General features: G+C 69.2%; 22 protein-coding genes. 4 read left to right on the top strand and 18 right to left on the bottom strand.

The genetic code is table 11. The annotated features are described in order from the left end of the window. Positions 1–121: 121 nt before the first annotated feature. Positions 122–1,069, bottom strand: coding sequence for a GlxA family transcriptional regulator (locus BMW75_RS26815; protein WP_092582571.1), 948 nt, complete (start codon positions 1,067–1,069; stop codon positions 122–124). 12 nt (positions 1,070–1,081) lie between these two features. Further along, positions 1,082–1,945, bottom strand: coding sequence for a pirin family protein (locus BMW75_RS26810; RefSeq protein WP_092582570.1), 864 nt, complete (start codon positions 1,943–1,945; stop codon positions 1,082–1,084). A 169-nt stretch (positions 1,946–2,114) separates the two neighbouring features. Here BMW75_RS26810 and BMW75_RS26805 point away from each other — a divergent pair, with 169 nt between their 5' ends. The 4 genes from BMW75_RS26805 to BMW75_RS26790 all read left to right on the top strand — a co-directional run bounded on the left by BMW75_RS26805 (position 2,115) and on the right by BMW75_RS26790 (position 7,905). Next, the gene (locus tag BMW75_RS26805; protein ID WP_092582569.1) at positions 2,115–2,660 is read left to right on the top strand and encodes a DNA-deoxyinosine glycosylase; all 546 of its coding nucleotides are present in this window, start codon (positions 2,115–2,117) and stop codon (positions 2,658–2,660) included. Between the two features lie 179 nt (positions 2,661–2,839). Further along, on the top strand, positions 2,840–3,613 hold the full coding sequence (gene dsrO / locus BMW75_RS26800; RefSeq protein ID WP_092582568.1) for a sulfate reduction electron transfer complex DsrMKJOP subunit DsrO: 774 nt from the start codon (positions 2,840–2,842) through the stop codon (positions 3,611–3,613). A gap of 19 nt (positions 3,614–3,632) precedes the next feature. Then, positions 3,633–4,667 (top strand): NrfD/PsrC family molybdoenzyme membrane anchor subunit, encoded by a 1,035-nt coding sequence (gene nrfD / locus BMW75_RS26795; protein WP_092582567.1) that lies wholly within the window; start codon positions 3,633–3,635, stop codon positions 4,665–4,667. Positions 4,668–4,704: 37 nt separating this feature from the next. Continuing rightward, positions 4,705–7,905, top strand: a complete 3,201-nt coding sequence (locus BMW75_RS26790) for a tetrathionate reductase subunit A (protein ID WP_092582566.1) — start codon at positions 4,705–4,707, stop codon at positions 7,903–7,905. Between the two features lie 37 nt (positions 7,906–7,942). Here BMW75_RS26790 and ccmI read toward each other — a convergent pair whose 3' ends face one another. The 16 genes from ccmI to BMW75_RS26710 form a co-directional block, all read right to left on the bottom strand. Next, positions 7,943–9,265, bottom strand: a complete 1,323-nt coding sequence (gene ccmI / locus BMW75_RS26785) for a c-type cytochrome biogenesis protein CcmI (RefSeq protein WP_092582565.1) — start codon at positions 9,263–9,265, stop codon at positions 7,943–7,945. Further along, positions 9,262–9,714: a cytochrome c-type biogenesis protein gene (locus tag BMW75_RS26780; RefSeq protein WP_371467757.1), complete on the bottom strand. Its 453-nt coding sequence runs from the start codon at positions 9,712–9,714 to the stop codon at positions 9,262–9,264. Before BMW75_RS26780 ends, ccmI begins: the two co-directional genes overlap by 4 nt. A gap of 68 nt (positions 9,715–9,782) precedes the next feature. Beyond that, positions 9,783–10,304, bottom strand: coding sequence for a DsbE family thiol:disulfide interchange protein (locus BMW75_RS26775; protein ID WP_092582564.1), 522 nt, complete (start codon positions 10,302–10,304; stop codon positions 9,783–9,785). Then, the gene (locus BMW75_RS26770; protein ID WP_092582563.1) at positions 10,304–12,313 is read right to left on the bottom strand and encodes a heme lyase CcmF/NrfE family subunit; all 2,010 of its coding nucleotides are present in this window, start codon (positions 12,311–12,313) and stop codon (positions 10,304–10,306) included. Before BMW75_RS26770 ends, BMW75_RS26775 begins: the two co-directional genes overlap by 1 nt. Further along, positions 12,310–12,738: a cytochrome c maturation protein CcmE gene (ccmE, locus tag BMW75_RS26765; RefSeq protein WP_076521533.1), complete on the bottom strand. Its 429-nt coding sequence runs from the start codon at positions 12,736–12,738 to the stop codon at positions 12,310–12,312. Before ccmE ends, BMW75_RS26770 begins: the two co-directional genes overlap by 4 nt. Continuing rightward, entirely contained in the window at positions 12,735–12,908 is a 174-nt protein-coding gene (gene ccmD / locus BMW75_RS26760) for a heme exporter protein CcmD (RefSeq protein ID WP_092582562.1), read from the bottom strand. Before ccmD ends, ccmE begins: the two co-directional genes overlap by 4 nt. Continuing rightward, complete coding sequence (gene ccmC, locus BMW75_RS26755) at positions 12,905–13,723, bottom strand: heme ABC transporter permease CcmC (RefSeq protein ID WP_092582561.1); 819 nt, start codon at positions 13,721–13,723, stop codon at positions 12,905–12,907. Before ccmC ends, ccmD begins: the two co-directional genes overlap by 4 nt. 7 nt (positions 13,724–13,730) lie before the next feature. Continuing rightward, on the bottom strand, positions 13,731–14,396 hold the full coding sequence (gene ccmB, locus BMW75_RS26750; protein WP_076521529.1) for a heme exporter protein CcmB: 666 nt from the start codon (positions 14,394–14,396) through the stop codon (positions 13,731–13,733). Then, positions 14,362–15,045, bottom strand: coding sequence for a heme ABC exporter ATP-binding protein CcmA (gene ccmA, locus BMW75_RS26745; protein WP_092582560.1), 684 nt, complete (start codon positions 15,043–15,045; stop codon positions 14,362–14,364). Before ccmA ends, ccmB begins: the two co-directional genes overlap by 35 nt. After that, a complete protein-coding gene (locus BMW75_RS26740; RefSeq protein ID WP_076521526.1) occupies positions 15,032–15,670 on the bottom strand; it encodes a cytochrome c3 family protein in 639 nt (212 codons plus the stop codon). Before BMW75_RS26740 ends, ccmA begins: the two co-directional genes overlap by 14 nt. A gap of 16 nt (positions 15,671–15,686) precedes the next feature. Next, on the bottom strand, positions 15,687–16,163 hold the full coding sequence (locus BMW75_RS26735) for a nitrate reductase cytochrome c-type subunit (RefSeq protein ID WP_076521524.1): 477 nt from the start codon (positions 16,161–16,163) through the stop codon (positions 15,687–15,689). Between the two features lie 15 nt (positions 16,164–16,178). Next, complete coding sequence (gene napA, locus BMW75_RS26730; RefSeq protein ID WP_092582559.1) at positions 16,179–18,674, bottom strand: periplasmic nitrate reductase subunit alpha; 2,496 nt, start codon at positions 18,672–18,674, stop codon at positions 16,179–16,181. Next, positions 18,658–18,999, bottom strand: coding sequence for a chaperone NapD (locus tag BMW75_RS26725; RefSeq protein ID WP_092582558.1), 342 nt, complete (start codon positions 18,997–18,999; stop codon positions 18,658–18,660). Before BMW75_RS26725 ends, napA begins: the two co-directional genes overlap by 17 nt. Then, positions 18,999–19,157, bottom strand: coding sequence for a periplasmic nitrate reductase, NapE protein (napE, locus tag BMW75_RS26720; RefSeq protein WP_076521519.1), 159 nt, complete (start codon positions 19,155–19,157; stop codon positions 18,999–19,001). The genes BMW75_RS26725 and napE overlap by 1 nt, the downstream gene beginning before the upstream one ends. A gap of 196 nt (positions 19,158–19,353) precedes the next feature. Beyond that, the gene (locus tag BMW75_RS26715) at positions 19,354–20,208 is read right to left on the bottom strand and encodes a beta-keto acid cleavage family enzyme (protein WP_092582557.1); all 855 of its coding nucleotides are present in this window, start codon (positions 20,206–20,208) and stop codon (positions 19,354–19,356) included. Beyond that, the gene (locus tag BMW75_RS26710) at positions 20,205–21,167 is read right to left on the bottom strand and encodes a 3-hydroxyacyl-CoA dehydrogenase family protein (RefSeq protein ID WP_092582556.1); all 963 of its coding nucleotides are present in this window, start codon (positions 21,165–21,167) and stop codon (positions 20,205–20,207) included. Before BMW75_RS26710 ends, BMW75_RS26715 begins: the two co-directional genes overlap by 4 nt.

The following is a 21,167-nucleotide window of genomic DNA, read 5'->3' as shown; positions in this document are numbered from 1 at the left end:
GTCTTGCGCCGGGGTGGCGCCTTCGATGGACGTACTATGCGCGGATCTGGCCAAGTCTTAAATGTCATAGATCCGGCAAAAACGGACATGGGCAGTCAGCACGGCATGACAGGCCCCTCGATCAGGCGTTGGTCTCTTGCATCGACATCAGGCCCCGCTTCACGCTGGCCGGCGGTTGGCCCAGGTTGCGCAGGAAGGCGCGCCGCATCCGGTCACGATCGGCAAAGCCCGTGTCGCGCGCCACGATTTCCAGGGGATGGCGGCCGTCTTCCAGCATTACGCGCGCGGCCTCCAGCCGCAGCATTTCCACGGCTTTGGCGGGCGATCGCCCGGTCTCTTCGCGGAATACCCGGCTGAACTGACGGGGCGACAGGCTGGCGGCTTCGGCAAGCTCTTCCACGGACAAGGGATTGCGCAGGTTTTCGCGGGCATAGGCCAGTGCGCGCTTGACCCGGTCCGAACGCGGCTCCAGCGCCAGCATCGCCGAGAACTGCGATTGGCCCCCGTGGCGGCGATGGTAGACGACAAGTTTCCGCGCCAGCGCCCGGGACAGCGTGGACCCATGGTCTTCTTCGATCAGCGCGAGCGTCAGATCGATGGCCGATGACATGCCCGCCGACGTCCAGATGTTGCCGTCACGCACGAAGATGCGGTCCTCTTCGACCCGCACCTTCGGAAAGCGCGCCTGAAGCGTGCGTGCATGCGCCCAATGCGTGGTGGCGGTGCGGCCATCGAGCAGCCCTGCCTGCGCCAGCACGAAGGCGCCCGTGCATACCCCGGCCACCCGGCGCGCCTGGTGGCCGGCAAGGGCGATGTATTCACGCAGCCCCGGCGAAATATCCTGGGGCACCAATTGCCCGGCCACCATCAGCGTGTCGGGGATGAAGTCCAGCGGCGAGGTTTCGATACCGGCATTCATCGATGACCTGATCGTGCCGCCTTTCTCGGACAGGACCGTCAGCCGATAGCCCGTGCCGCCCAGCTCCGCGTTGGCCAGTTCAAAGGCGGAGAGGGCCGCCAGCCCCATCAGCTGGAAGCCATCTTCAAGGATTAAACCGACGTGCTGCATGATGTTTCCTTTTCAATGCATCTGCCCATACCGCCCGGCATCGAAATCCTGGATCGCCTCAACAATTTCCGCCTGCGAGTTCATCACGAAGGGCCCATACCCCACCACCGGCTCATCGATCGGCTCTCCGCTCAGGACCAAAAACACCGCGTCGTTGTTGGCCTCGACGGTGATGTCTTCCCCGTCGCGCGAGAACAGCGCCAGTTGCGCGTCGCGCGCGACCGATTCGCCGTTCACCAGCACCGTTCCACGCAGCATGACGAGCATGCTGTTGCGGCCCGCGGGGATGGGGAAGGTGGCCGACTTGCCAGCCGCCAGCTTTACGTCCCACACGTCCATCGGCGTGAAGGTGCGCGCCGGGCCTGTTTGGCCCGCGTAGGCGCCTGCAATCACGCGCAGCGTGCCGGCGCCGTCGGGCAGGGCCACGACGGGGATGTCCGTGCTGAGGATGCCCTGGTAGCCCGGCGCCGCCGTTTTGTCCTTGGCGGGCAGGTTGACCCAGAGCTGCACCATTTCCAGCTTTCCGCCCGTGCGGGTGAAGGCATGGGAGTGGAATTCCTCGTGCAGGATGCCGGAGGCCGCCGTCATCCATTGCACGTCGCCGGGGCCGATGACGCCGCCGTTGCCGGTGGAGTCGCGGTGCTCGACTTCGCCGCTGTAGACGATAGTGACCGTTTCAAAGCCGCGATGCGGATGCTGGCCGACGCCGCGGGGCTGGCTGGCCGGGCCGAATTCGGCGGGGCCGGCGTAGTCCAGCAGCAGGAACGGGCTGGTGTCGCGGCCCTTGTCGTTGTACGAGAACAGGGAGCGCACCGGAAAGCCGTCGCCCACCCAGTGGGGACGGGGACTGGCGTGCAGGCCGAGGATCTTCTTCATGATGAGGTTTCCTGTTGCGCGGCGCCATCGGCGCCGTTCGTCATAGAAAGGAAGATAAGGGCGGAACGCCGATTCCGGTAGACCCCGCTTGCGATAAGCACTGTTCCATGTGTCGGACGATGGGGCGGCCCCAGCGGGCGGCGGGGATTTCGGCGGTATGCTCCCCGGCATGGACAAGCAGAGGGATGGCGCCGCCGCGCGGCGCGAGGAACAGGTTTGGGGGTTTGCGCCGGTGGTGGGGCAGGGCGCGCGCGTGCTGGTGCTGGGATCGATGCCCGGCGTGGCGTCGCTGCGGCAAGGGCAGTATTACGCGCATCCGCGCAACGCATTCTGGCCCCTGGCGGCGCGCATCCTCGGTTTTGACGCGGGCCTGGAGTACGACGCCCGCCTGCGGGCGCTGCAGGCCCGGGGCGTGGCGCTCTGGGATGTCCTGCAAGCCTGCGAACGGCCGGGCAGCCTGGACGCGGATATCCGGCGCGAGACGCTGGTGCCGAACGATTTCCCGGCGTTCCTCGCCCGCCATCCATCCATCGTCCGCGTCTGCCTGAACGGCGGCAAGGCCGCGGCGATGTTCCGGCGTCACGTGTTGCCGGCGTTGGCGCGGGCGGACCTGGAATGCATCGAATTGCCATCGACGAGTCCGGCGCATGCGGCGGCCAGCTTCGAGCAGAAACTGGCGGCGTGGCGGCCGGCGCTGACCCTGCCGATAGCCTGACGGCGGCGTCCGGCGATCCGGCGGTCCGGCGGTCCGGCGGTCCCGCCGTCGCCGACGCGAGGCGTTCAGTCCCCCCTGATCCGGCGCACTCTGTCCCCGAATTGACAGATATCAAGGCTCTATATAACTGCGAGTGATAAGTTAATTCCCGTAACAGCTAAATGTTTCGGAGTTTAACGATGCACACCCCCACGAGCCCCCCGGAAACGCCTCTCCCGGGCAAGCGTGGCTTCCTGAAAGGGCTGCTTGGCCTGGGCGCCGCCGCCACCGTCATTCCCATCCATGCGCAAGCCGCGCCCGGCTTGAACGGCCAGCCGCCGCGCCGCCCCGGCATGGCCGGCAAGCGCTTCGGCATGGTCGTGGACATGCGCAAATGCATCGGGTGCCAGTCCTGTACGGTGAGCTGTTCGCTGGAGAACGTGCCGCCCATCGGGCAGTTCCGCACCACCGTCCTGCAGTACGAGGTCACGCCCGATGCGGGCGGGCCGTGTTCGATGGTCATGCTGCCGCGCCTGTGCAACCACTGCGACAAGCCGCCCTGTGTGCCGGTCTGTCCGGTGCAGGCGACCTTCCAGCGCGAAGACGGCATCGTGCTGGTCGACAACGCGCGCTGCGTGGGCTGCGGCTACTGCGTGCAGGCCTGTCCCTACGACGCGCGCTTCATCAATCACGAGACGCAGACGGCGGACAAGTGCACGTTCTGCGAGCACCGCCTGGAAGCCGGGCTGCTGCCGGCCTGCGTGGAAAGCTGCGTGGGCGGGGCGCGCGTGATCGGCGACATGAACGATCCCGACAGCGCCATCTCGCGCCTGCTGGCCGAGCACAAGGCCGATATCAAGGTGCTCAAGCCCGAGATGAAGACCGAGCCCCACGTCTATTACATCGGCCTGCCCGACGCGTTCGTGCATCAGGTGGACGGCCAGGCCGGCGTGCGCCTGGCCGGCGGCCATTGAGCCATCGACGAGGACTCTCATGCAAATCTCCGAATTGCTCACGCCGGTCTACGACGCCGCCTGGCTGCCCTGGGCCGTGCAGTATTTCTTCCTGATCGGCATCAGCGCCACCACGGCGCTGACCGCCGCCTTCGCGTCCTTTGGCCGGGCGGATTCCGACGCGCGCCGGTTGTTGCCGGCGGCGGTGACGGTGCTGCTGGTCAGCGCCATTGCCGCGCCGGTGTCGCTTCTGGCCGACCTGCATCAGCCCGGGCGTTTCTGGCACTTCTATGCGCACATCACGCCGTGGTCGTGGATGTGGCTGGGCGCCTTGCTGCTGCCGGTCTTCGTATCGCTGGCGCTGCTGTTCTGCGCGGTCTGGTGGTGGGGGCGGATGGGATGGCTGCGGGTGGTGGCGGCGGCGCTGGCGCTGTCGGCCCTGTCCATCCTGGTCTACACGGGCGCCGAGGTGATGGTGCTGCGCTCGCGGCCGCTGTGGCACACCGTGTTCCTGCCGCTGAACTTTGCGCTGACGGCGTGGCTGGGCGCGCTGGGCGCGATGTTCCTGGTGGGGCGCTGGCTGCCGGGCGGACTGCGGGCGCTGCCGGTGGACGCGCTGCGCCGGCTGAGCGTGACCGCGGTGGCGATGATCGCGCTGGGTGCGGGCGCCTGGGCGGTGCTGGGGATGCTGGGGCTGGATGCGTCGTTCGACGCGGCGCTCCGGTTGTTCGCGGCGTTCCCGGTCTGGCGTCTCAGCCTGGCCGGCGCGGTGATGACTGCGTTCTGCATCGTCGCGCTGTTGCAGCGTCCGTCGCGCACGCTGGCCGCGCCCCTGCCGTCCGCCGCGCTGGCGCTGACGATGCTGGGCGCGGCGTGGATCTTCCGCTGGGTCGTCTTCATGAGCGTGCAGGGCGTGCCCAAGTACGGCGCGGGACTGTATCTGTACGAGATGCCCTGGGGCAGCGACGGGCTGCTGGGCATGGTGGGCGTGCTGGGCCTGTGCGTGGCGCTGGTCACCGCCGTGACGTGGGCCATGGAAATCCTTCCGGCCCGCGCCCGCGCCGTGGCCGCCTGAACGGGCGGCGATACGCAAGAACATGGAAAAGAAAGCAATGGACAAGCAACACGAAGACGACAAGCGACGCCCGGCGGATGATGGCCCGGACGTGCCGCACGATGAGGCCCGGCGCAAGCTGGTGATGCGCGGCGGCATGGTGGCCGGCGGCATGGCGGCCTTTGCCGCGGGGTATGGCGAGACCGTCGTGAAGGCGGTCAAGGGTCTGTCGCAGGGCAGCGCCGGCGTGCTGACCGCGCATGCCGTGCGGGGCAACTCGCTCACGCCGGAGTTCCGCATCGATCCGCTGACGGGCGCGTTCGACGCGCAACCGGGCCAGATCGTCAGCCCGTCGAGCTGCCTGGGCTGCTGGACGCAGTGCGGCGTGCGGCTGCGGGTCGACACGACCCAGAACCGCATCCTGCGCGTCGCTGGCAATCCGTATCATCCGCTGGCCACGACGCGGCCCGCGGCCATGGAGACGCCGGTGCGCGACGTCTACGCGCAGTTGGGCGGCGACAACGGCCTGGAGGGGCGGGCCACCTCGTGCGCGCGCGGCTCGGCCATGCTGGAGCAATTGGACAGCCCGTTTCGCGTGCTGCAGCCCATGAAGCGCGTCGGCAAGCGGGGCGAGGGCAAGTGGCAGACCATCACCTTCGAACAACTGGTCCAGGAGGTCTGCGAAGGCGGCGACCTGTTCGGCGAAGGCCACGTCGATGGCCTGCGCGCCATCTTCGACCGCGAGACGCCGCTGGACCCGGCCAATCCGGAGTACGGCGCGAAGGTGAACCAATTTCTTTTCACCGACGCTTCCAACGAAGGGCGCACGCCGCTGATCCAGCGCTTTGCCGGACAGTCCTTCGGCACGGTCAATTTCAGCAATCACGGCTCCTATTGCGGGCAGAGCTTCCGCGTGGGCGCGGGCGCGGCGCTGGGCGACCTGAAAGGCATGCCGCACGGCAAGCCGGACTGGGACAACGCGCGCTTCGGGCTGTTCATCGGCGCCGCGCCGGCGCAGGCGGGCAATCCGTTTCAGCGCCAGGCGCGGCAACTGGCCGAAGCGCGCGTGCGGCCGCAGGAATCCGGTTTCACCTACGTGGTCGTGTCGCCGGTGCTGCCGGCCTCGTCCAGCCTGTCGGCCGGGTCGGGCAATGAATGGGTGCCCGTCAATCCGGCCAGCGACCTGGCGTTGGCCATGGGCCTGATCCGCTGGATTCTGGACAACGAACGTTTCGACGCGCGCATGCTGGCGCAACCGGGGCCGCAGGCCATGCAGGCGGCGGGCGAGGCGGCGTGGACCAATGCGACGCACCTGGTGGTGGCCGAACCCGGCCATCCGCGGCAGGGCGCGTTCCTGCGCGGTGCGGACCTGGGCTGGGCGCGCCCCGTCGACGCGGACGAGAAATGGGAAGACGTGTACGTCGTGCGCCTGGCGGACGGCACGCTGGCGCCGCACACGGGCACGACGCCGGCTGAGCTTTTCGTGGACGAGGCCATTGCCGCCCCGGGCATGGCGGGCGCCCCCGAATCGCTGCGCGTGTGCTCGTCGCTGACGCTGCTGCGCGCGGAAGCGCGCCGCAAGACGCTGGAGGAATACGCCGCGCTGTGCGGCGTCCCCGCAGCCAAGATCGCGTCGCTGGCCGAGCGCTTTACCAGCCATGGCAAGCGCGCGGTGGCCGATGCGCACGGCGGCACCATGAGCGGCGCGGGCTTCTACACCGCCTACGCCATCGCCATGTTGAACACGCTGGTGGGCAACCTGAACGTGGAGGGCGGCCTGGTGCTGGACGCCGGTCCGTTCCCGCCCTACGGCGCGGGGCCGCGCTACAACATTGCCGGCTTTGCCAACAAGGCGACGCCCAAGGGCGTGTCGTTGTCGCGCAACCGCTTTCCGTACGAGAAATCCAGCGAGTTCAAGCGCAAGAAGGCGGCCGGCCAGCCGGCGTATCCGGCGGCCGCGCCCTGGTATCCGGCCACCGGGGGGCTCAGTTCCGAGATGCTGGCGTCCGCGCTGGCGGGCTACCCGTACCGCGCCAAGGTCTGGTTCAATCACATGAGCAACCCGGTCTACGGCATTGCGGGGTTCAAGCAGGTGGCGCTGGAGAAGTTGAAGGATCCGGCCGTCCTGCCGCTGGCGGTGTCGATCAACCCCTTCATCAACGAGACCAATGCGCTGGCCGATTACATCGTGCCGGACACGGTCACCTATGAAAGCTGGGGCGTGTCGGCGCCCTGGGCGGACGTGGTGGCGAAGGCGTCCACCGTGCGCTGGCCCGCCGTGCAACCGCGTGTGGCGCGCACGGCCAGCGGCGAGCCGGTGTGCCTGGAGACCTTTCTCATCGCCTGCGCCAAGCGGCTGGGCATGCCGGGCTTTGGCGCGGGCGCCATCTCCGACAAGGAAGGCGCCAAGTATGCGCTGGACACGCCCGAGGACTTCTTCCTGCGCGGCATGGCCAATATTGCGTTCGCGGCGGGACGCCCGGTGGGCGAGGCCAGCGACGACGACATGGCGCTGACCGGCGTGGACCGCCATCGCGAGCTGCTGCAGAGCATGCTGAAGCCGGGCGAGTGGCGGCAGGTGGCCATGCTGATGAGCCGCGGCGGCCGCTTTGACCGGATGGATGACGCGTGGACGCAGGACGCAGGGCAGGGGCGCCGCACGCGCGCCGCCTACGCCAGGCCGCTGCATGTGTGGAGCGAGGAACTGGCGGGCTTTCGTCATGCGATGACGGGCGAGCGCTACAGTGGCTGTCCGACCTGGTATCCCACGCGGCTGGCGGACGGGCGCGACGTGCGGGACGAATATCCGCGCGACGATTGGCCTTTCCTGCTGAGTTCGTTCAAGTCCAACCTGATGAGCTCTTTGTCGATCGGGGTGAACCGCCTGCGCCAGGTGCATCCGCACAACCCGGTGTCGATCAACCGGCAGGACGGCGAACGGCTGGGCATCCGCAACGGCGACGCGGTGCGCATCGTGACGCCGGGCGGTTCGGTGACGGGGCTGGCGCTGCTGCGAGACGGCGTGCAGCCGGGCGCGGTGGGGATCGAGCATGGCTACGGCCATACCGAGCTGGGCGCCCGCGCGCACGTGGTGGACGGCAAGCCGATGCCGCACGATCCGGCGCTGGGGGCGGGCGTCAACCTGAACGACCTGGGCTTTGCCGACGCCACGCGCGGCGCGCATGCCAACGTGTGGATCGACTGGGTGTCGGGCGCGGCGGTGCGGCAGGGCCTGCCGGCACGGATCGAGCGGGCCTGATCGCACGGCGCGGCCGGCGCCGGCAATGGCGCGGCCGCTAGCGCACGACGGTGTCGGCCACCAGTTCCAGGCCTTCGGCGCGCGTGGCCACGTCATTGAGCACGCCGCTCAGGTCGCCGGCCTGGGCGGCGGCGTTGCCGGACGGGCTGACGCGGATCTCCACCCGCACGGTACCCGCCTTCGACAGGGTGGCGTCCGGCGACATCGCCGTGCTGTCGTCCAGCACGAAGGCGTGCGGCAGGTCGGCCACACGCATCCGCAGGATGGCGACGGGCATGCGCGGGCCGTCCACCGGCCGCGCCAGGATGAAGACGGTGTCGGCCGGTCGGACCTGTCCGCGCAGCGCCTCGGCGATGCGGGCCTGGCCGCTGATGCGGGCGGGCGCGGCGGGCGTGGTGGCGGTGGTGGCGGCGGCAGTGGTGGCGGCGGTGGCCGCTGGCGCAGCGGAGGGCGAGGTCGCCGGGGGGGGCCCCGGCGCGCCCGGCGTCGATGCCATGGCGCGCGCCTGCGAGATATTGGTCTGGATCTGGCGCGCGGCCTCGGAATCCGGCGGCAGCAGGGCTTGCAGCCGCTCCCAGTGCGTCAGGGCCTCGGCGGCGTCGCCCCGCCGCAACGCCATCATGCCGGCCAGCGCCAGCGCCTTGGGCTGGTCGGGTTCCGCCTCCAGCGCCTGCGCGACGGCGGCGATGGAATCCTCGTCGGGCCGACCCTGCCGCGCCGACAGCAGCGCGTCGGCCAGGTCGGCCAGCACGGCAGGCTGGCCGGGCACCCGCCGCAGCACCTGCTGGTAGGCGGCCACCGCATCGTTGTAGCGTCCCAGCGTCTCGTAGGAGCGGGCCAGCATGTACCAGCCATCGACATCGTCGGGCGCGGCGCGCAGGCGCTGGGCCAAAGCGTTGATGGCCAGCGCCATGTCGTTGCCCGCCTGCGCCGCGTGCGGCTCGGCTGCTTGCGGCAGCGCGAGCATGGCCGCCGCGCGGGGATTGCCGAGCTGTCCGTACAGCAGCACGGCGGCGACCGGGACGGCCACGGTGAGCAGGCAGGCCGCGGCGATTCCCGCACGCTGTCCGCCCCGGCACGCGCCGGGGCCGCTGCGCAGGGCAAGGTCCTGCAGCAGCGCGCGCTGCAGCTCCTCGTCGGCACGGGCGTGCGCCTGCGGCGTCAGGGCGCCGTCGTTCAGGTCGCGACGCAACTGGTCGCGTTGGGCCAGATAGAACGCCCGCACGCCGGCGTCCGACGCGTCGTCCGGGGGGAAGCCCGGGGCGTCGTCCGAACCCGGCGGGCGGCGCAGCAGCGGGGGCACCAGGCAGAACAGCGTGGCCAGCAGCAGGGCCAGGACGACGAGCCAGAGCGTGGTCATGAGCCGGAATCCAGGAAGCGGGCGGCGCGCTCGCGTTCGTCGGCGGTCAGCGGCGCGCGCATGCCGGCGCGCCGCTTGAGCGTGCGGGCCAGGACCAGAAAGCCCAGCGCCAGCAGCGCGAACGGGCCTAGCCAGAGCAGCCAGGTGGCCGGCTTGAAGGGCGGGTCGTAGCGGACGAAGTCGCCATAGCGGTCCTGGAAGAAGCGCATGATCTGCGCGTCGGTCCTGCCCTCGGCAAGCTGGTCGCGGATGAGCTTGCGCATGTCCAGCGCCAGCGGCGCATTGGATTCGGCCAGGGTCTGGTTCTGGCAGACCAGGCAGCGCAGGCCGTGCGCCAGCCGGTCGGCCCGCTGTTCCTGGTCGGCGGACAGTACAGGGACAGGCGCGGGCTCGGCGTGCAGGGCCGCCGGGGCCAGGAGCATGCCCAGCAGCGCGGTGGCCACGGCGATCAGCAACGCGGCCGACGGCAGGCGCAGCAGTGGCGGGTGGGGCGGGTGGGGCGGGATACGTGGCGCGGTCATTGCAGCGCCTCGATGACAGGTTGCAGGCGTGTGCGCCAGAGTTCGGGCGTGATGAGGCCCAGGTGCTTGTAGCGGATGCGGCCCTCGCCGTCGATCACAAAGGTCTCGGGCACCCCGTAGACGCCATATTCGATGCCCACCCGCCCGTCGGCGTCGCTGGCGGACGCGAGGTACGGATTGCCGTTGCGCGCCAGCCATGCGCGCGCCTCGTCGGGCTTGTCCTTGTAGTTCAGTCCGTAGAGCGCGATGCCGTGGCGCTGCGCGGCCTCGCGCAGCACGGGCAGCTCGTCCTTGCAGGGACCGCACCAGGAGGCCCACACGTTCAGCAGCCAGACCTTGCCGCGCAGGGATTCCACGTCCAGCGTGCGGCCCGGTTCCAGCAGGTCGGGCAGCCCGATGGCGGGGGCGGGCTTGTCGATCATCGCCGACGGCACCGCGCGCGGGTCGCGCGACAGGCCCATCGCCAGGAACACGGCCATCGCCAGGAACGCGGCCAGCGGCAGCAGATAGCGCAGCATCAATAGCCCTCCCGCGCGGCGCGCCCGGCAGCCGCGCCGCGGGCCTGCGGGACGGCGGCTCCGGCCTGCTGCGTACGCCGGTAGCGGCCGTCGCCCGCCGCCAGCAGCCCGCCCAGCGCCATCAGGATGCACCCCGTCCAGATCCAGGTCATGAAGGGCTTGACCTGGATGCGCACGGTCCAGGCGTTCTCGCCCACCGGTTCGCCCAGGGCCACGAAGAGGTCGCGCGAAAAGCCGCTGTCGATGTCGGCCTGGCTGAGCGCCATGTCCTGCACGGTATACAGGCGCTTTTCGGGATACAGCGTGACCACCGGCCTGCCGTCGCGCGTGACGCGAAAGACGGCGCGCTGCGCGCTGTAGTTGGGTCCGGCGGCCGGGCCGATGCCGGCGAACGTGAAGCCGTAGCCGCCCGCTTCGTGGGACGCGCCCACCTCCAGCCGCAGCTCGCGCTTGACTTCGTAGCCGTTGGCCAGCGTGACGCCCGCGATGAAGACGCCCACGCCCGCGTGCGCCAGCAGCATTCCGTACCAGGAGCGCGGCTGGCGCGCCAGCCGCCGCAGCACCTCGCCTTCGCCATCCGTAATGCGCTGCCACGCGTGCGCGGCGGCGCTGGCGATGGGCCAGGCGGCCAGCCACAGGCCCAGCACGATCATCGGCGATCCGAAGCGCGGCGGCCCGGGCATGGCCAGCGGCGCCAGCACCGCCGTCAGCACGCTGACCCCGAACGCCGCCTTCAGCCGCCTGGCGAGGTCGGGGACCTCGGCCTGCTTCCAGCGCGCGACCGGGCCCACGCCCATCAGGAAGAGGGCAGGCGTCATCAGCGGCACGAACACGGCTTCGAAATAGGGCGGGCCGATGGAGATCTTGCCCCAGGCCAGGACGTCCAGCACGACCGGATACAGCGTGCCCAGCAGCACCGAGCCCGCCGCGACCGTCAGCACCACGTTGTTCGACAGCAGCAGCGATTCGCGCGACAGCAGCGAAAAGCCGCCGCCCAGCCCGACCGAGGGCGCGCGCCAGGCATACAGCGCAAGCGATCCGCCCACGATCACCGTCATGAAGGCAAGGATGTACAGGCCCCGGCTCGGGTCCACCGCGAAGGCGTGCACCGAGGTCAGCACGCCCGAGCGCACCAGGAACGTGCCCAGGATGCTGAGCGAGAACGTGCAGATGGCCAGCAGCACGGTCCAGCTGCGGAACGCGCCGCGCCGCTCGGTGACGATGAGCGAATGGATCAGCGCCGTGCCCGCCAGCCAGGGCATGAAAGAGGCGTTTTCGACCGGGTCCCAGAACCACCAGCCGCCCCAGCCCAGGACGTAATAGGCCCAGGCGCTGCCCAGCAGGATGCCGATGGTGAGGAACGTCCACGCGGCCAGGGTCCAGGGGCGCACCCAGCGCGCCCACAGCGCGTCCAGTTCGCCCGACAGGAGCGCGGCGATGGCGAAGGCGAATGCCACCGAGAAGCCCACATAGCCCATGTACAGCATGGGCGGATGCACGATCATGCCCGGGTCCTGCAGCAGCGGATTCAGGTCGCGGCCCGCCATGGCGGGCGGAATCAGGCGTTCGAACGGGTTGGACAGGAACAGCATGAACAGCAGCAGGCCCACGCTGATCCAGCCCATGACCGCCAGCACGCGGCCGGCGAAGGCCAGAGGCAGCCGCCGGCTGCACAGCGCCACGGCCAGCGTCCAGGCCGTCAGCAGGGTCTGCCACAGCAGGAGCGACCCTTCGTGCCCGCCCCAGACTGCCGCGAAGCGGTATGCGGGCGGCAGGTCGGCGTGCGAGTTCGCGGCCACGTACAGCACGGAAAAGTCGTTGTGCACGAAGGACCATGCCAGACAGGCGAAGGCCAGCGCCGTAAGGGCGAACTGGCCCATGGCGGCAGGCCGCGCCACGCGCAGCCCCGCCTGCCAGCCGGCGGCCGCGCCGATGAGCGGCAGGATGCCCTGCGCCAGCGCCACCAGCAGCGCGAGGATCAGGCTGAAGAGACCGATCTCGGGAATCATCGCGCCTCCGCCTGCTTGATCGCCGCGGCGGCTTCCGGCGGCATGTAGTTCTCGTCGTGCTTGGCCAGCACCTCGGTGGCGCGGAATACGCCGTCACGGCCCATCTTGCCGGCCACGACCACGCCCTTGCCTTCGCGGAACAGGTCGGGCAGCAGCCCCTGGTAGGCGACGGGCACGGCGTGGGCTGTGTCGGTCACGGCAAAGCGCAGGGTCAGGCCGTCGGCCTCGCGGCGCAGCGAACCCTGTTCAACCAGGCCGCCCACGCGAAAGCTCCCCTGGCTGGGCGCCTCGCGGGCCGCCACCTGCGTCGGGCTGAAGAAGAACACCAGATTGGATTGCAGGGCGTTGAGCACCAGCGCGGTGGCCAGTCCCAGCAGGACGAGGCCGCCCAGGACGGCGAGCGCGCGGCGCTTGCGCGGGCTCATGGACGGGTCCTGCCGGCGAGACTGCCGGATTCGTCCCGCTGCCGCCGGGCGCGGCGCGCGCGCCGCCAAAGCGACAGCGCCTCCCACCCCATCAGCAGGATGGTGACGCCGTAGGCGCCCAGGATGTACGGGCCGTGGCCCTGCAGCGAAAACAGGGTTTCCCAGCTCATTTTGCCTCCGTGCGCGCGCCGCGCGGGCCGGTCTGCCTCGCTGCCATCTCGCCGCCCGCCTGCACGGCGCCGGGCTCGCGCTCCAGGATGATGCCGCGCACGCGCGCCAGCGCCACCGCCGCGCTGTACAGCCAGAAGGCGGCGACCATCAGCAGCATGGCGGTGACCATGATCCGCGCCATGCTGGGCGCGGCAGTCAGGTTGATGGACGCGCCCTGATGCAGCGTGCTCCACCACTGCACCGAGAAATAGATGATGGGTACGTTGACCACCCCCGCCAGCAGCAGGATCGCGCCGCCCCGGTCCGCGCGCTGCGTGTCGTCGGTGGCGGCCTGCAGGGCCATGAATCCCAGATACAGGAACAGCAGGATCAGCTCGGACGTCAGCCGCGCATCCCACACCCACCATGCGCCCCACGTCGGCTTGCCCCACAGCGCGCCCGTCCACAGGGTCAGGAACGTGAACAGCGCGCCGGTGGGCGCCAGCGCGCGCATCATCATGAACGACAGCCGCGTGTTGAAGATGAGCCCCAGCGCGGCGTAGCCCGCCATGACCAGGTACAGGAACATGGACATCCACGCCGCCGCCACGTGGATGAAAAGGATGCGATAGACCTCGCCCTGCTGGCTGTCCACGGGCGCGGCCACGAGGCCCGTGTACAGCCCGGCGGCCGCGAGCAGGGCGGCGCCCACGGCAAGGAACGGAATCATCCGGCCGGCCAGCGGGTAAAACACCGCGGGCGAGGCGTAGCGCAGCCAGCGCGCGCGTGGTGGGGCGGGGTGGGGGGAGCCGAAGGCGGATGGGGGGATGTGCATGGAACCCTCAGTCCAGCGCCACGCGCAGCGCCGCCGATGCGCTCCAGGGGCAGAGCAGGATCGCCAGGCACAGGCCCGCGCCCAGCAACGAGAGCTGCGGTCCCGCGCTCAAACCGGCGTGCGTGGCCGACACGGCGCCCGCGCCGAAGATCAGCACCGGCACGTACAACGGCAGCACCACGAGCGGCAGCAGCGCGCCGCCGCGCAGTCCCAGCGTCAACGCCGCGCCCAGGCCGCCCACCAGCGCCAGCGTGGGCGTTCCCAGCAGCAGGGACAGCACAAGGATGCCGATGGCGTGCGGCGCCAGGCCGAACTGCAGGGCCAGCACCGGGCTGGCAAGAATGAGCGGCAGGCAGGTGCTGAACCAGTGCGCGCCCAGCTTCACGCCCACCAGCAGCGGCAGCGGATGCGGCGACACCAGCAACTGTTCCAACGCGCCGCTGTCGTAGTCCTGCGCAAAGGGGCGCTGCAGGCTGAGCAGGATGCCGAGCAAGGCGCAGACCCACAGCACGCCCGGTCCCATCGCCAGCAGCAGCGCGGGCTCGGGCCCTACCGCCAGCGGGAACAGGGAACCCGTGACGATGAAGAACAGCGTCGCGCCCAGCGTGTCGGCCGGTCGCCGCCAGGCCAGCCGGATCTCACGCAGCGCCAACTGAGACAGCGTAGCCAGCATCCGCGTAGTCATCCATGTTCAGGGTTTGGGTATGGGAGGCGCAGGTGGCCGGCGCCCGGTGCGAGGCGACGACAGCCGCGCCGCCCGCCGCCAGGTGCGCCTCCAGGGCCTGCCGCAGTTGCTCCAGGCTGGCTGCGTCCAGGCCCGCGTCGGGCTCGTCCAGCAGCCACAGGGGCTTGGCCCCCAGCACCACGGCAGCCAGCGCCAGGCGGCGGCCTTGGCCCTGCGACAGCCGGGCGGCGGGCGCATGCAGGCAGGCGTCCAGCCGCCACGTGCGCAGGCAGGCGGCGATCGCGGCGTCGGCGTGCGGCGTGCCGGCCACGTGCAGGGCGCAACGCAGGTTCTCCAGCGCGGTCAGGTCGCCGGACAGGCCGTTGCCATGGCCCAGGTAGGCGGTGCGCGCGTAGTGCGCGGCCGGATCGCGCCGGACGTCGCCGTCCGCGTTGAACACGGCGCCCGCCAGCGGCCGCAGCAGGCCCGCCAGCATGCGCAGCAGGCTGGTCTTGCCGCTGCCGTTGGCCCCCTGCACGTTCAGCAACTGGCCGGCGTGCAGGTCGAAATCCAGGGGGGCAGGCCCGCCCGGTACGCCGCGCCGGCTGACCAGTCCGCGCGCGCAGAGCACCGGGGACGGCGCGTCAGCGGGCCGCATTGGCCACCTCTTGGGACGCCCTGGCCGGCGGCGTCGCTTGGGAGGTCTGGCCAGGCGGAATGTGCGGCAGCGTGTGGGCGATGCCCTTGTGGCAGTCGATGCAGGTCTTGGACTTGTCGGCCAGGTACGTGGAATGCATGTTCTGCGCCCGCACGCTCTGGCGGGTGAAGTCCATGTATTCGTAGTTGTGGCAGTTGCGGCATTCCAGCGAGTCGTTCGCCTTGAAGCGCGCCCACTCGTGCTGGGCCAGCTCCAGCCGCTTGTCGACGAACTTCTCGCGCGTGTCGATGGTGCCGAAGATCTTGCCCCAGACCTCTTTGGACGCCTGCATCTTGCGCGCGATCTTGTCGGTCCAGTTGTGCGGCACGTGGCAGTCCGAACACAGCGCCCGCACCCCCGAGCGGTTGGTGAAGTGGATGGTGCCCTTGAGTTCCGCGTAGACGTTGTCGCGCATTTCGTGGCAGCCGGTGCAGAACTTCTCGGTGTTCGTCAGCTCCATGGCGGTGTTGAACGCGCCCCAGAACAGGATGCCGCCAATGAATCCGCCCACGGTCAGAAACCCCAGGCTGAAATGCACGCTGGGCCGGCGGATGATGTTCCAGTATCGCTTGATGAGCTTGACCATGACGGGCTCCTGTCCCTTACTTCTTGTCGGACGCCGGAGCGGTCAGGCGCTTGAGGATCACGTCGATGTCCTGGTAGTCATTGGCCACGAGCGGCTTGGCTTCGGCCTGCGGCACGTGGCATTGCACACAGAAATAGCGCCGCGGCGACACCTCGGCCAGCACGTTGCTGTCGCGGTCCATGTAGTGCGTGACGCTGAGCGGCGGGGCCTGCGTCTCTTCCGTGTTGACGCGCGCGTGGCAGGTCAGGCAGCGATTGAAGTTCTTGTCGATCTGATAGCCATCGATCTTGTGCGGGATGGTGGGCGGCTGCATGGAGTACGTGCGCATCCGCTTGATGTCCTTGTTCTCGATGGGGCTGATGAGCGGCGGGTCGGTCTCGTCCGCCACGGGCGTGGGGCCGCGCATCGGATCCACCACCTCGAAGGGCGGGGCCGCCCAGGCGGCCGAGCCGAGCAGGGCGCAAAGCGCGATTGCGGTGACGCGATTCTTCATGGCTGTCTCCCGGGCTCAGACCTTGACGATCTTTACGGCGCATTTCTTGAAGTCGGTCTGGAACGAGATCGGATCGGTGGCGTCCAGGGTGACCTTGTTGATGAGCTGTCCGGCGTCGAACCAGGGCACGAAGACCAGGCCGCGCGGCGGCTTGTCGCGTCCCCGCGTTTCCAGCCGCGTGCGCATCCGGCCGCGCCGCGAGACGACTTCGACCTCCACGCCCCGGCGCAGTCCCATGGCCTGGGCGTCGTCCGGGTGCATGAAACAGACCGCATTGGGAAACGCCTTGTACAGTTCGGGAACGCGCCGCGTCATCGATCCCGAATGCCAGTGCTCCAGGACCCGGCCGGTGGACAGCCAGAACGGATATTCCTCGTCCGGCGACTCCGGGGGCGGCTCGTAGGGCAAGGCGTAGATCACGGCGCGGCCGTCCGGGTTGCCATAGAACTCGAACCCCGCGCCCGCCTTCACGTAGGGGTCGCTGCCTTCGCGGTAGCGCCAGAGCGTCTCCTTGCCGTTGACCACGGGCCAGCGCAGGCCGCGGACCTCGTGGTACGTGTCGAAGGGCGCAAGGTCGTGGCCGTGGCCGCGGCCGAACTCCGCGTATTCCTCGAACAGGCCCTTTTGCGCATAGAAGCCGAAGGCCTTGGCCTCTTGATTCTCATAGTCGGCGTTGAGCTCGGTATTGGGGAACTTGTTGACCTTGCCATTGGCGAACAGCACGTCGAACAGGGTCTTGCCCCGGTACTCGGGCTTCTTGGCCAGCAGGTCGGCCGGCCACACTTCCTCGACCTTGAAGCGCTTGGAGAACTCCATCAACTGCCACAGGTCCGAGCGCGCGTCGCCTGGCGCATTGACGAGCTGATGCCAGAACTGGGTGCGGCGTTCGGCGTTGCCGTAGGCGCCTTCCTTTTCCACCCACATGGCGGCCGGCAGGATCAGGTCGGCCGAAATGGTCGTGACGGTGGGGTAGGCGTCCGACACCACGATGAAGTTGTCGGGATTGCGATAGCCCGGCAACCCTTCGTTCATGAGGTTCGCGGCCGCCTGCATGTTGTTGTTGACCATCACCCAATAGGCGTTGATCTTGCCGTCCTTGAGCATGCGGTTCTGCAGCACGGCATGGGCGCCGACCTTGTCGGGGATGGTGCCCGCGGGCAGTTGCCAGATCTCTTCGGCATGCGCGCGGTGCTTGGGATTGGTGACGACCAGGTCGGCGGGCAGGCGGTGTGAGAACGTCCCGACCTCGCGCGCCGTGCCGCAGGCCGAGGGCTGGCCGGTCAGCGAGAACGGGCTGTTGCCCGGCGTCGAGATCTTGCCCGTCAGCAGGTGGATGTTGTAGACCATGTTGTTGGCCCACACGCCGCGGGTGTGCTGGTTGAACCCCATGGTCCAGAACGAGGTGACGCGCACCTTGGGGTCCGCGTAGAGCTCGGCCAGGTCCTGGAGCTGCTTCTTCGGCACGCCCGTCAGCTTGGCGGTGTAGTCCAGGTCGTAACTGGAGACGAACTTGGCGAATTCCTCGTAGGTGATCGGCTTGGACCCGCCCGCCTTGTCGGCGTTCTTGGCCGCCTTCTGCAGGGGATGGTCCGGACGCAGTCCGTAGCCGATGTCGGTGTTGCCTTCGCGGAACACGGTGTGCTTGGCCACGAATTCGCGGTTCACCCGCTTGGTCTGGATGATGTGGTTGGCGATGTAGTTCAGGATCGCCAGGTCGGTCTGGGGGGTGAAGGTCAGCGTCAGGTCGGCCAGCTCATACGAGCGGTGCTCGAAGGTGGACAGCACCGCCACCTTGGTCTTGGGCGCGGACAGCCGCCGGTCCGTCACACGCGTCCACAGAATGGGGTGCATCTCGGCCATGTTCGAACCCCACAGCACGAAGGCGTCGGCGTTCTCGATGTCGTCGTAACAGCCCATGGGCTCGTCCGCCCCGAAGGTGCGCATGAAGCCGACTGCCGCGGACGCCATGCAATGGCGCGCGTTGGGATCCAGGTTGTTGGACCGAAAGCCCGCCTTCATCAGCTTGAGCGCGGCATAGCCTTCCCAGACGGTCCACTGGCCCGATCCGAACATGCCGACCGCGGTGGGGCCCTTGTCCTTCAGCACCCGCTTGAACTGCTCGGCCATCACGTCGAACGCGGTGTCCCAGGACACGGGCGCGAATTCGCCGTCCTTGGCGTACTTGCCGTCCTTCATGCGCAAGAGCGGCGTGGTCAGCCGGTCATTGCCGTACATGATCTTGGACAGGAAATAGCCCTTCACGCAGTTCAGGCCTTTGTTGACCTCGGCATTGAAATCGCCGTGCGTGGCCACGACCTGGTTGTCCTTGACCGCGACGTTCACGCCGCAGCCGGTCCCGCAGAACCTACAGGGCGCCTTGGACCATTTCAGCTTGGCGGCCTCGGATTCGGTGACGATGTTCTGCGTGTAGCCCACGATCGGGATGCCGGCCACGGTGGCTGCGGCGGCAACGGCGGACTGCTTGATGAATTCCCTACGGGCGATGGCCATCGTCGATCTCCTGATTCATCGCGTCCAGCGTATCCGCGGCCTGGAAGACCAGCGCCGACGCCAGTACGCCATCCAGGCGCTGGATCGCGGAGATCTGCGCCATCATGTCGTCCGTGGAGGAGGCTTCCAGGGTGACCACCAGCTTGCCGGTGTCGGAAGCGCCATGGATTTCCGCGCCCGCGATCGCCTGGATCGCGGCGCGCACGTCGGTCAGCCGGCGCGGCATGGCGTGCACCACCATGCTGGCGATATGCAGCTCGGGCGCCGCGCTACAGGATGCGGAGGAGGGCTGAGCTTGGGGGGAGGGGGGGCGCAGGGGCTGCATCAGCTTCCCGGGGGGCCTGCGAACATCTGGTAGATCCAGACGGCAAAACCGTAGCCGGCCACGATGAGAACCGCCAACACCGGGGCCATGACTGCCGCCAGGAACAGGAAACTTCGGAGTTCCTGGGCTTTTGTATAGCCATCAGACTCGTTTTGCACACACCACCTCTCAGTTGGAACTTTCAGGGGTATTGCGAAGAACGTGCGGATGCGGAACTTTTAGCAGAGGACTTTGCGCAGCGTCAATGTTGCGGCACAGCGAAAAACTGTCATCACGGCGCAATGCGCCCGGTGCAGGGAAATGGACGCAGGGACGCCGGGCGGGCGCAACGCCCGGCGTCACAGGGCGGGCAGGTCAGCCGATGGCCCCGTAGATCCGCCGCGCGTCGGCGGCGGTGGCAAGCGGCCGGCCCAGCGCGCGCGCGCCCTGTGCGGCCTGCGCCACCAGCGCGGCATTGTGCGGCGCGATCGTGCCGTCGCGCAGCTTCAGGTTGTTTTCGAACCCGACCCGCATATGGCCGCCGAAAGCCGCGGCGGTCGTGACGCAGGCGTTTTCCTCGGGGCCGAAGGCGCAGATGGCCCAGGGCAGCGCGTGGTCATAGGCCGCGAGAAAAGGCAGCAGGTCGTAGGCGGACGACGTCTGGCCCGCGCTGTAGCGGCCCAGCACGAACAGCACCGACCACGCGCCGGGCGGCACCAGCCCGCGCGCGCGCAGCGCCAGCCAGCGGCGCACGTCGGCGTCGTCGTACAGGATGATCTGCGTCATCACGCGGCGCTCGGCCAGCCACGCGAAGAACGCGGCGAGGTCCGCCTCGGCAATGCCGGGCACGGCAATCTCGCGCAGGCCGATGGAGACGGCCTCGGGCTGCAGCTCGCGCACCATCGCGATCTGTTCGGCGGCCTGGTAGACGCCGGCGGCTTCGCTGGTCACCTGCACCAGCAGTTCGTCGCCGACCGCCTTATGCACCGCGGCAAGCGCATCGCGATAGGCCTGCGCATCCAGCAGATGGCTGCCGTCGGGCTTTCTGACGTGCATGTGCATCATGGCGGCGCCGGCTTCCAGGCAGGCGCGCGCTTCCGACGCCAGCGCGGCCGCGGTCAGCGGCACGGCCGGGTGGTCGGCGGTCTTCTTGTAGGCGCCGTTGGGCGCGACGGTGATGATGACGGGGGAATCGGCCAGCGCGGTGCGCGGCGGGACGGAAGCGTTCAAGGCTGGATCTCCGGCAGTTCGGGAGCGATCAGGTCCAGGCCGGCGCGCAGCAGCCTGTCGTAGCGGGCGCGTTCGGCCGCGATGGTTTCCGGCGTCCAGGCATAGAAGCCTTCGCCGGTCTTCATGCCGTGGCGGCCGTCGGCCGCGCGTTCGGTCAGGCAGCGCGCCGGGTGGTCGGCGTTGCAGAACGTCGGGTACATGGTCGCGCCGGCCGCGGCGTGCACGTCGATGCCGGCGTGGTCGCGCTGCATGACGGGGCCCGCGGCCAGGAACCGGAAGCCGAAACCGAAACGCACGGCGGCGTCCACGTCCTCCGGCGACGCGATGCCGCGGTCGATGAGGTCGAAGGCCTCGCGCGACAGCGCGTGCTGCAGGCGGTTCGCCAGAAAGCCCGGCAGGTCCTGCTTCACCTTGACCGGCACGCTGCCGCAGCGCCGCATGAAGGCGATCAGCGTGTCGGCGCAGGCGTCGTCGCTGGCCTCGCCCAGCACCACCTCGACGAGCGGCACCAGGTGGGCCGGCATGAAGAAGTGCAGGCCCAGCATGCGGCCCCGGATGTCCAGGCCCTGGCTGATCGCGCTGATCGGAAAGCTGGAGCTGTTGCTGGCCAGGATGGCGTCGGGCCGGGCGCGTCGCGCCAGGTCGGCAAACAGCGCCTGCTTGATGTCCAGGCGCTCGGGGATGCATTCAATGACCAGGTCCACTGTGGACCAGTCCACCTCGTCCAGCGAGGGCGCGGTGGCCAGAAGTGCGGCGTTCGCCTCGCGCCCGATGGTCTTCAGGTTTTCGGCCACCCGCGCGGGCAGGCCGGCCGCCCTGTCGGCATTCGATTCGATCACGGTCGTGCGGCAGGCCGCGCGGGTCAACACCACCGCGACATCGGCGCCCATCGTGCCGCCGCCCACCACCACCGCATGCGCCGCGCCCGGGTTGGGCAGCGCCTTTGCGTCCTTCTGCAT

The organism is Achromobacter sp. NFACC18-2 (genome assembly GCF_900108985.1).
Taxonomy (GTDB): Bacteria; Pseudomonadota; Gammaproteobacteria; order Burkholderiales; family Burkholderiaceae_B; genus Achromobacter.
Note: the sequence above shows the minus strand (reverse complement) of the source record. Positions and strands in the feature narration are given on the sequence as shown.

Coding starts and splice junctions, on each gene's coding strand:
- ccmA (WP_092582560.1), bottom strand. CDS start 15,045: ATGCGGCCCGCTGACGCGCCGTCCCCGGTGCTCTGCGCGCGCGGACTG.
- ccmD (WP_092582562.1), bottom strand. CDS start 12,908: ATGAGCTGGGAAACCCTGTTTTCGCTGCAGGGCCACGGCCCGTACATC.
- BMW75_RS26740 (WP_076521526.1), bottom strand. CDS start 15,670: ATGGTCAAGCTCATCAAGCGATACTGGAACATCATCCGCCGGCCCAGC.
- napA (WP_092582559.1), bottom strand. CDS start 18,674: ATGGCCATCGCCCGTAGGGAATTCATCAAGCAGTCCGCCGTTGCCGCC.
- ccmC (WP_092582561.1), bottom strand. CDS start 13,723: ATGCACATCCCCCCATCCGCCTTCGGCTCCCCCCACCCCGCCCCACCA.
- ccmE (WP_076521533.1), bottom strand. CDS start 12,738: ATGAGCCCGCGCAAGCGCCGCGCGCTCGCCGTCCTGGGCGGCCTCGTC.
- BMW75_RS26710 (WP_092582556.1), bottom strand. CDS start 21,167: ATGCAGAAGGACGCAAAGGCGCTGCCCAACCCGGGCGCGGCGCATGCG.
- BMW75_RS26770 (WP_092582563.1), bottom strand. CDS start 12,313: ATGATTCCCGAGATCGGTCTCTTCAGCCTGATCCTCGCGCTGCTGGTG.
- BMW75_RS26725 (WP_092582558.1), bottom strand. CDS start 18,999: ATGCAGCCCCTGCGCCCCCCCTCCCCCCAAGCTCAGCCCTCCTCCGCA.
- BMW75_RS26790 (WP_092582566.1), top strand. CDS start 4,705: ATGGACAAGCAACACGAAGACGACAAGCGACGCCCGGCGGATGATGGC.
- ccmB (WP_076521529.1), bottom strand. CDS start 14,396: ATGCTGGCTACGCTGTCTCAGTTGGCGCTGCGTGAGATCCGGCTGGCC.
- BMW75_RS26735 (WP_076521524.1), bottom strand. CDS start 16,163: ATGAAGAATCGCGTCACCGCAATCGCGCTTTGCGCCCTGCTCGGCTCG.
- BMW75_RS26805 (WP_092582569.1), top strand. CDS start 2,115: ATGGACAAGCAGAGGGATGGCGCCGCCGCGCGGCGCGAGGAACAGGTT.
- nrfD (WP_092582567.1), top strand. CDS start 3,633: ATGCAAATCTCCGAATTGCTCACGCCGGTCTACGACGCCGCCTGGCTG.
- BMW75_RS26775 (WP_092582564.1), bottom strand. CDS start 10,304: ATGCTGCGCTATCTGCTGCCGCTGGCCGCGTTCCTGGCGATGGCCGTG.
- BMW75_RS26815 (WP_092582571.1), bottom strand. CDS start 1,069: ATGCAGCACGTCGGTTTAATCCTTGAAGATGGCTTCCAGCTGATGGGG.
- BMW75_RS26810 (WP_092582570.1), bottom strand. CDS start 1,945: ATGAAGAAGATCCTCGGCCTGCACGCCAGTCCCCGTCCCCACTGGGTG.
- dsrO (WP_092582568.1), top strand. CDS start 2,840: ATGCACACCCCCACGAGCCCCCCGGAAACGCCTCTCCCGGGCAAGCGT.
- ccmI (WP_092582565.1), bottom strand. CDS start 9,265: ATGACCACGCTCTGGCTCGTCGTCCTGGCCCTGCTGCTGGCCACGCTG.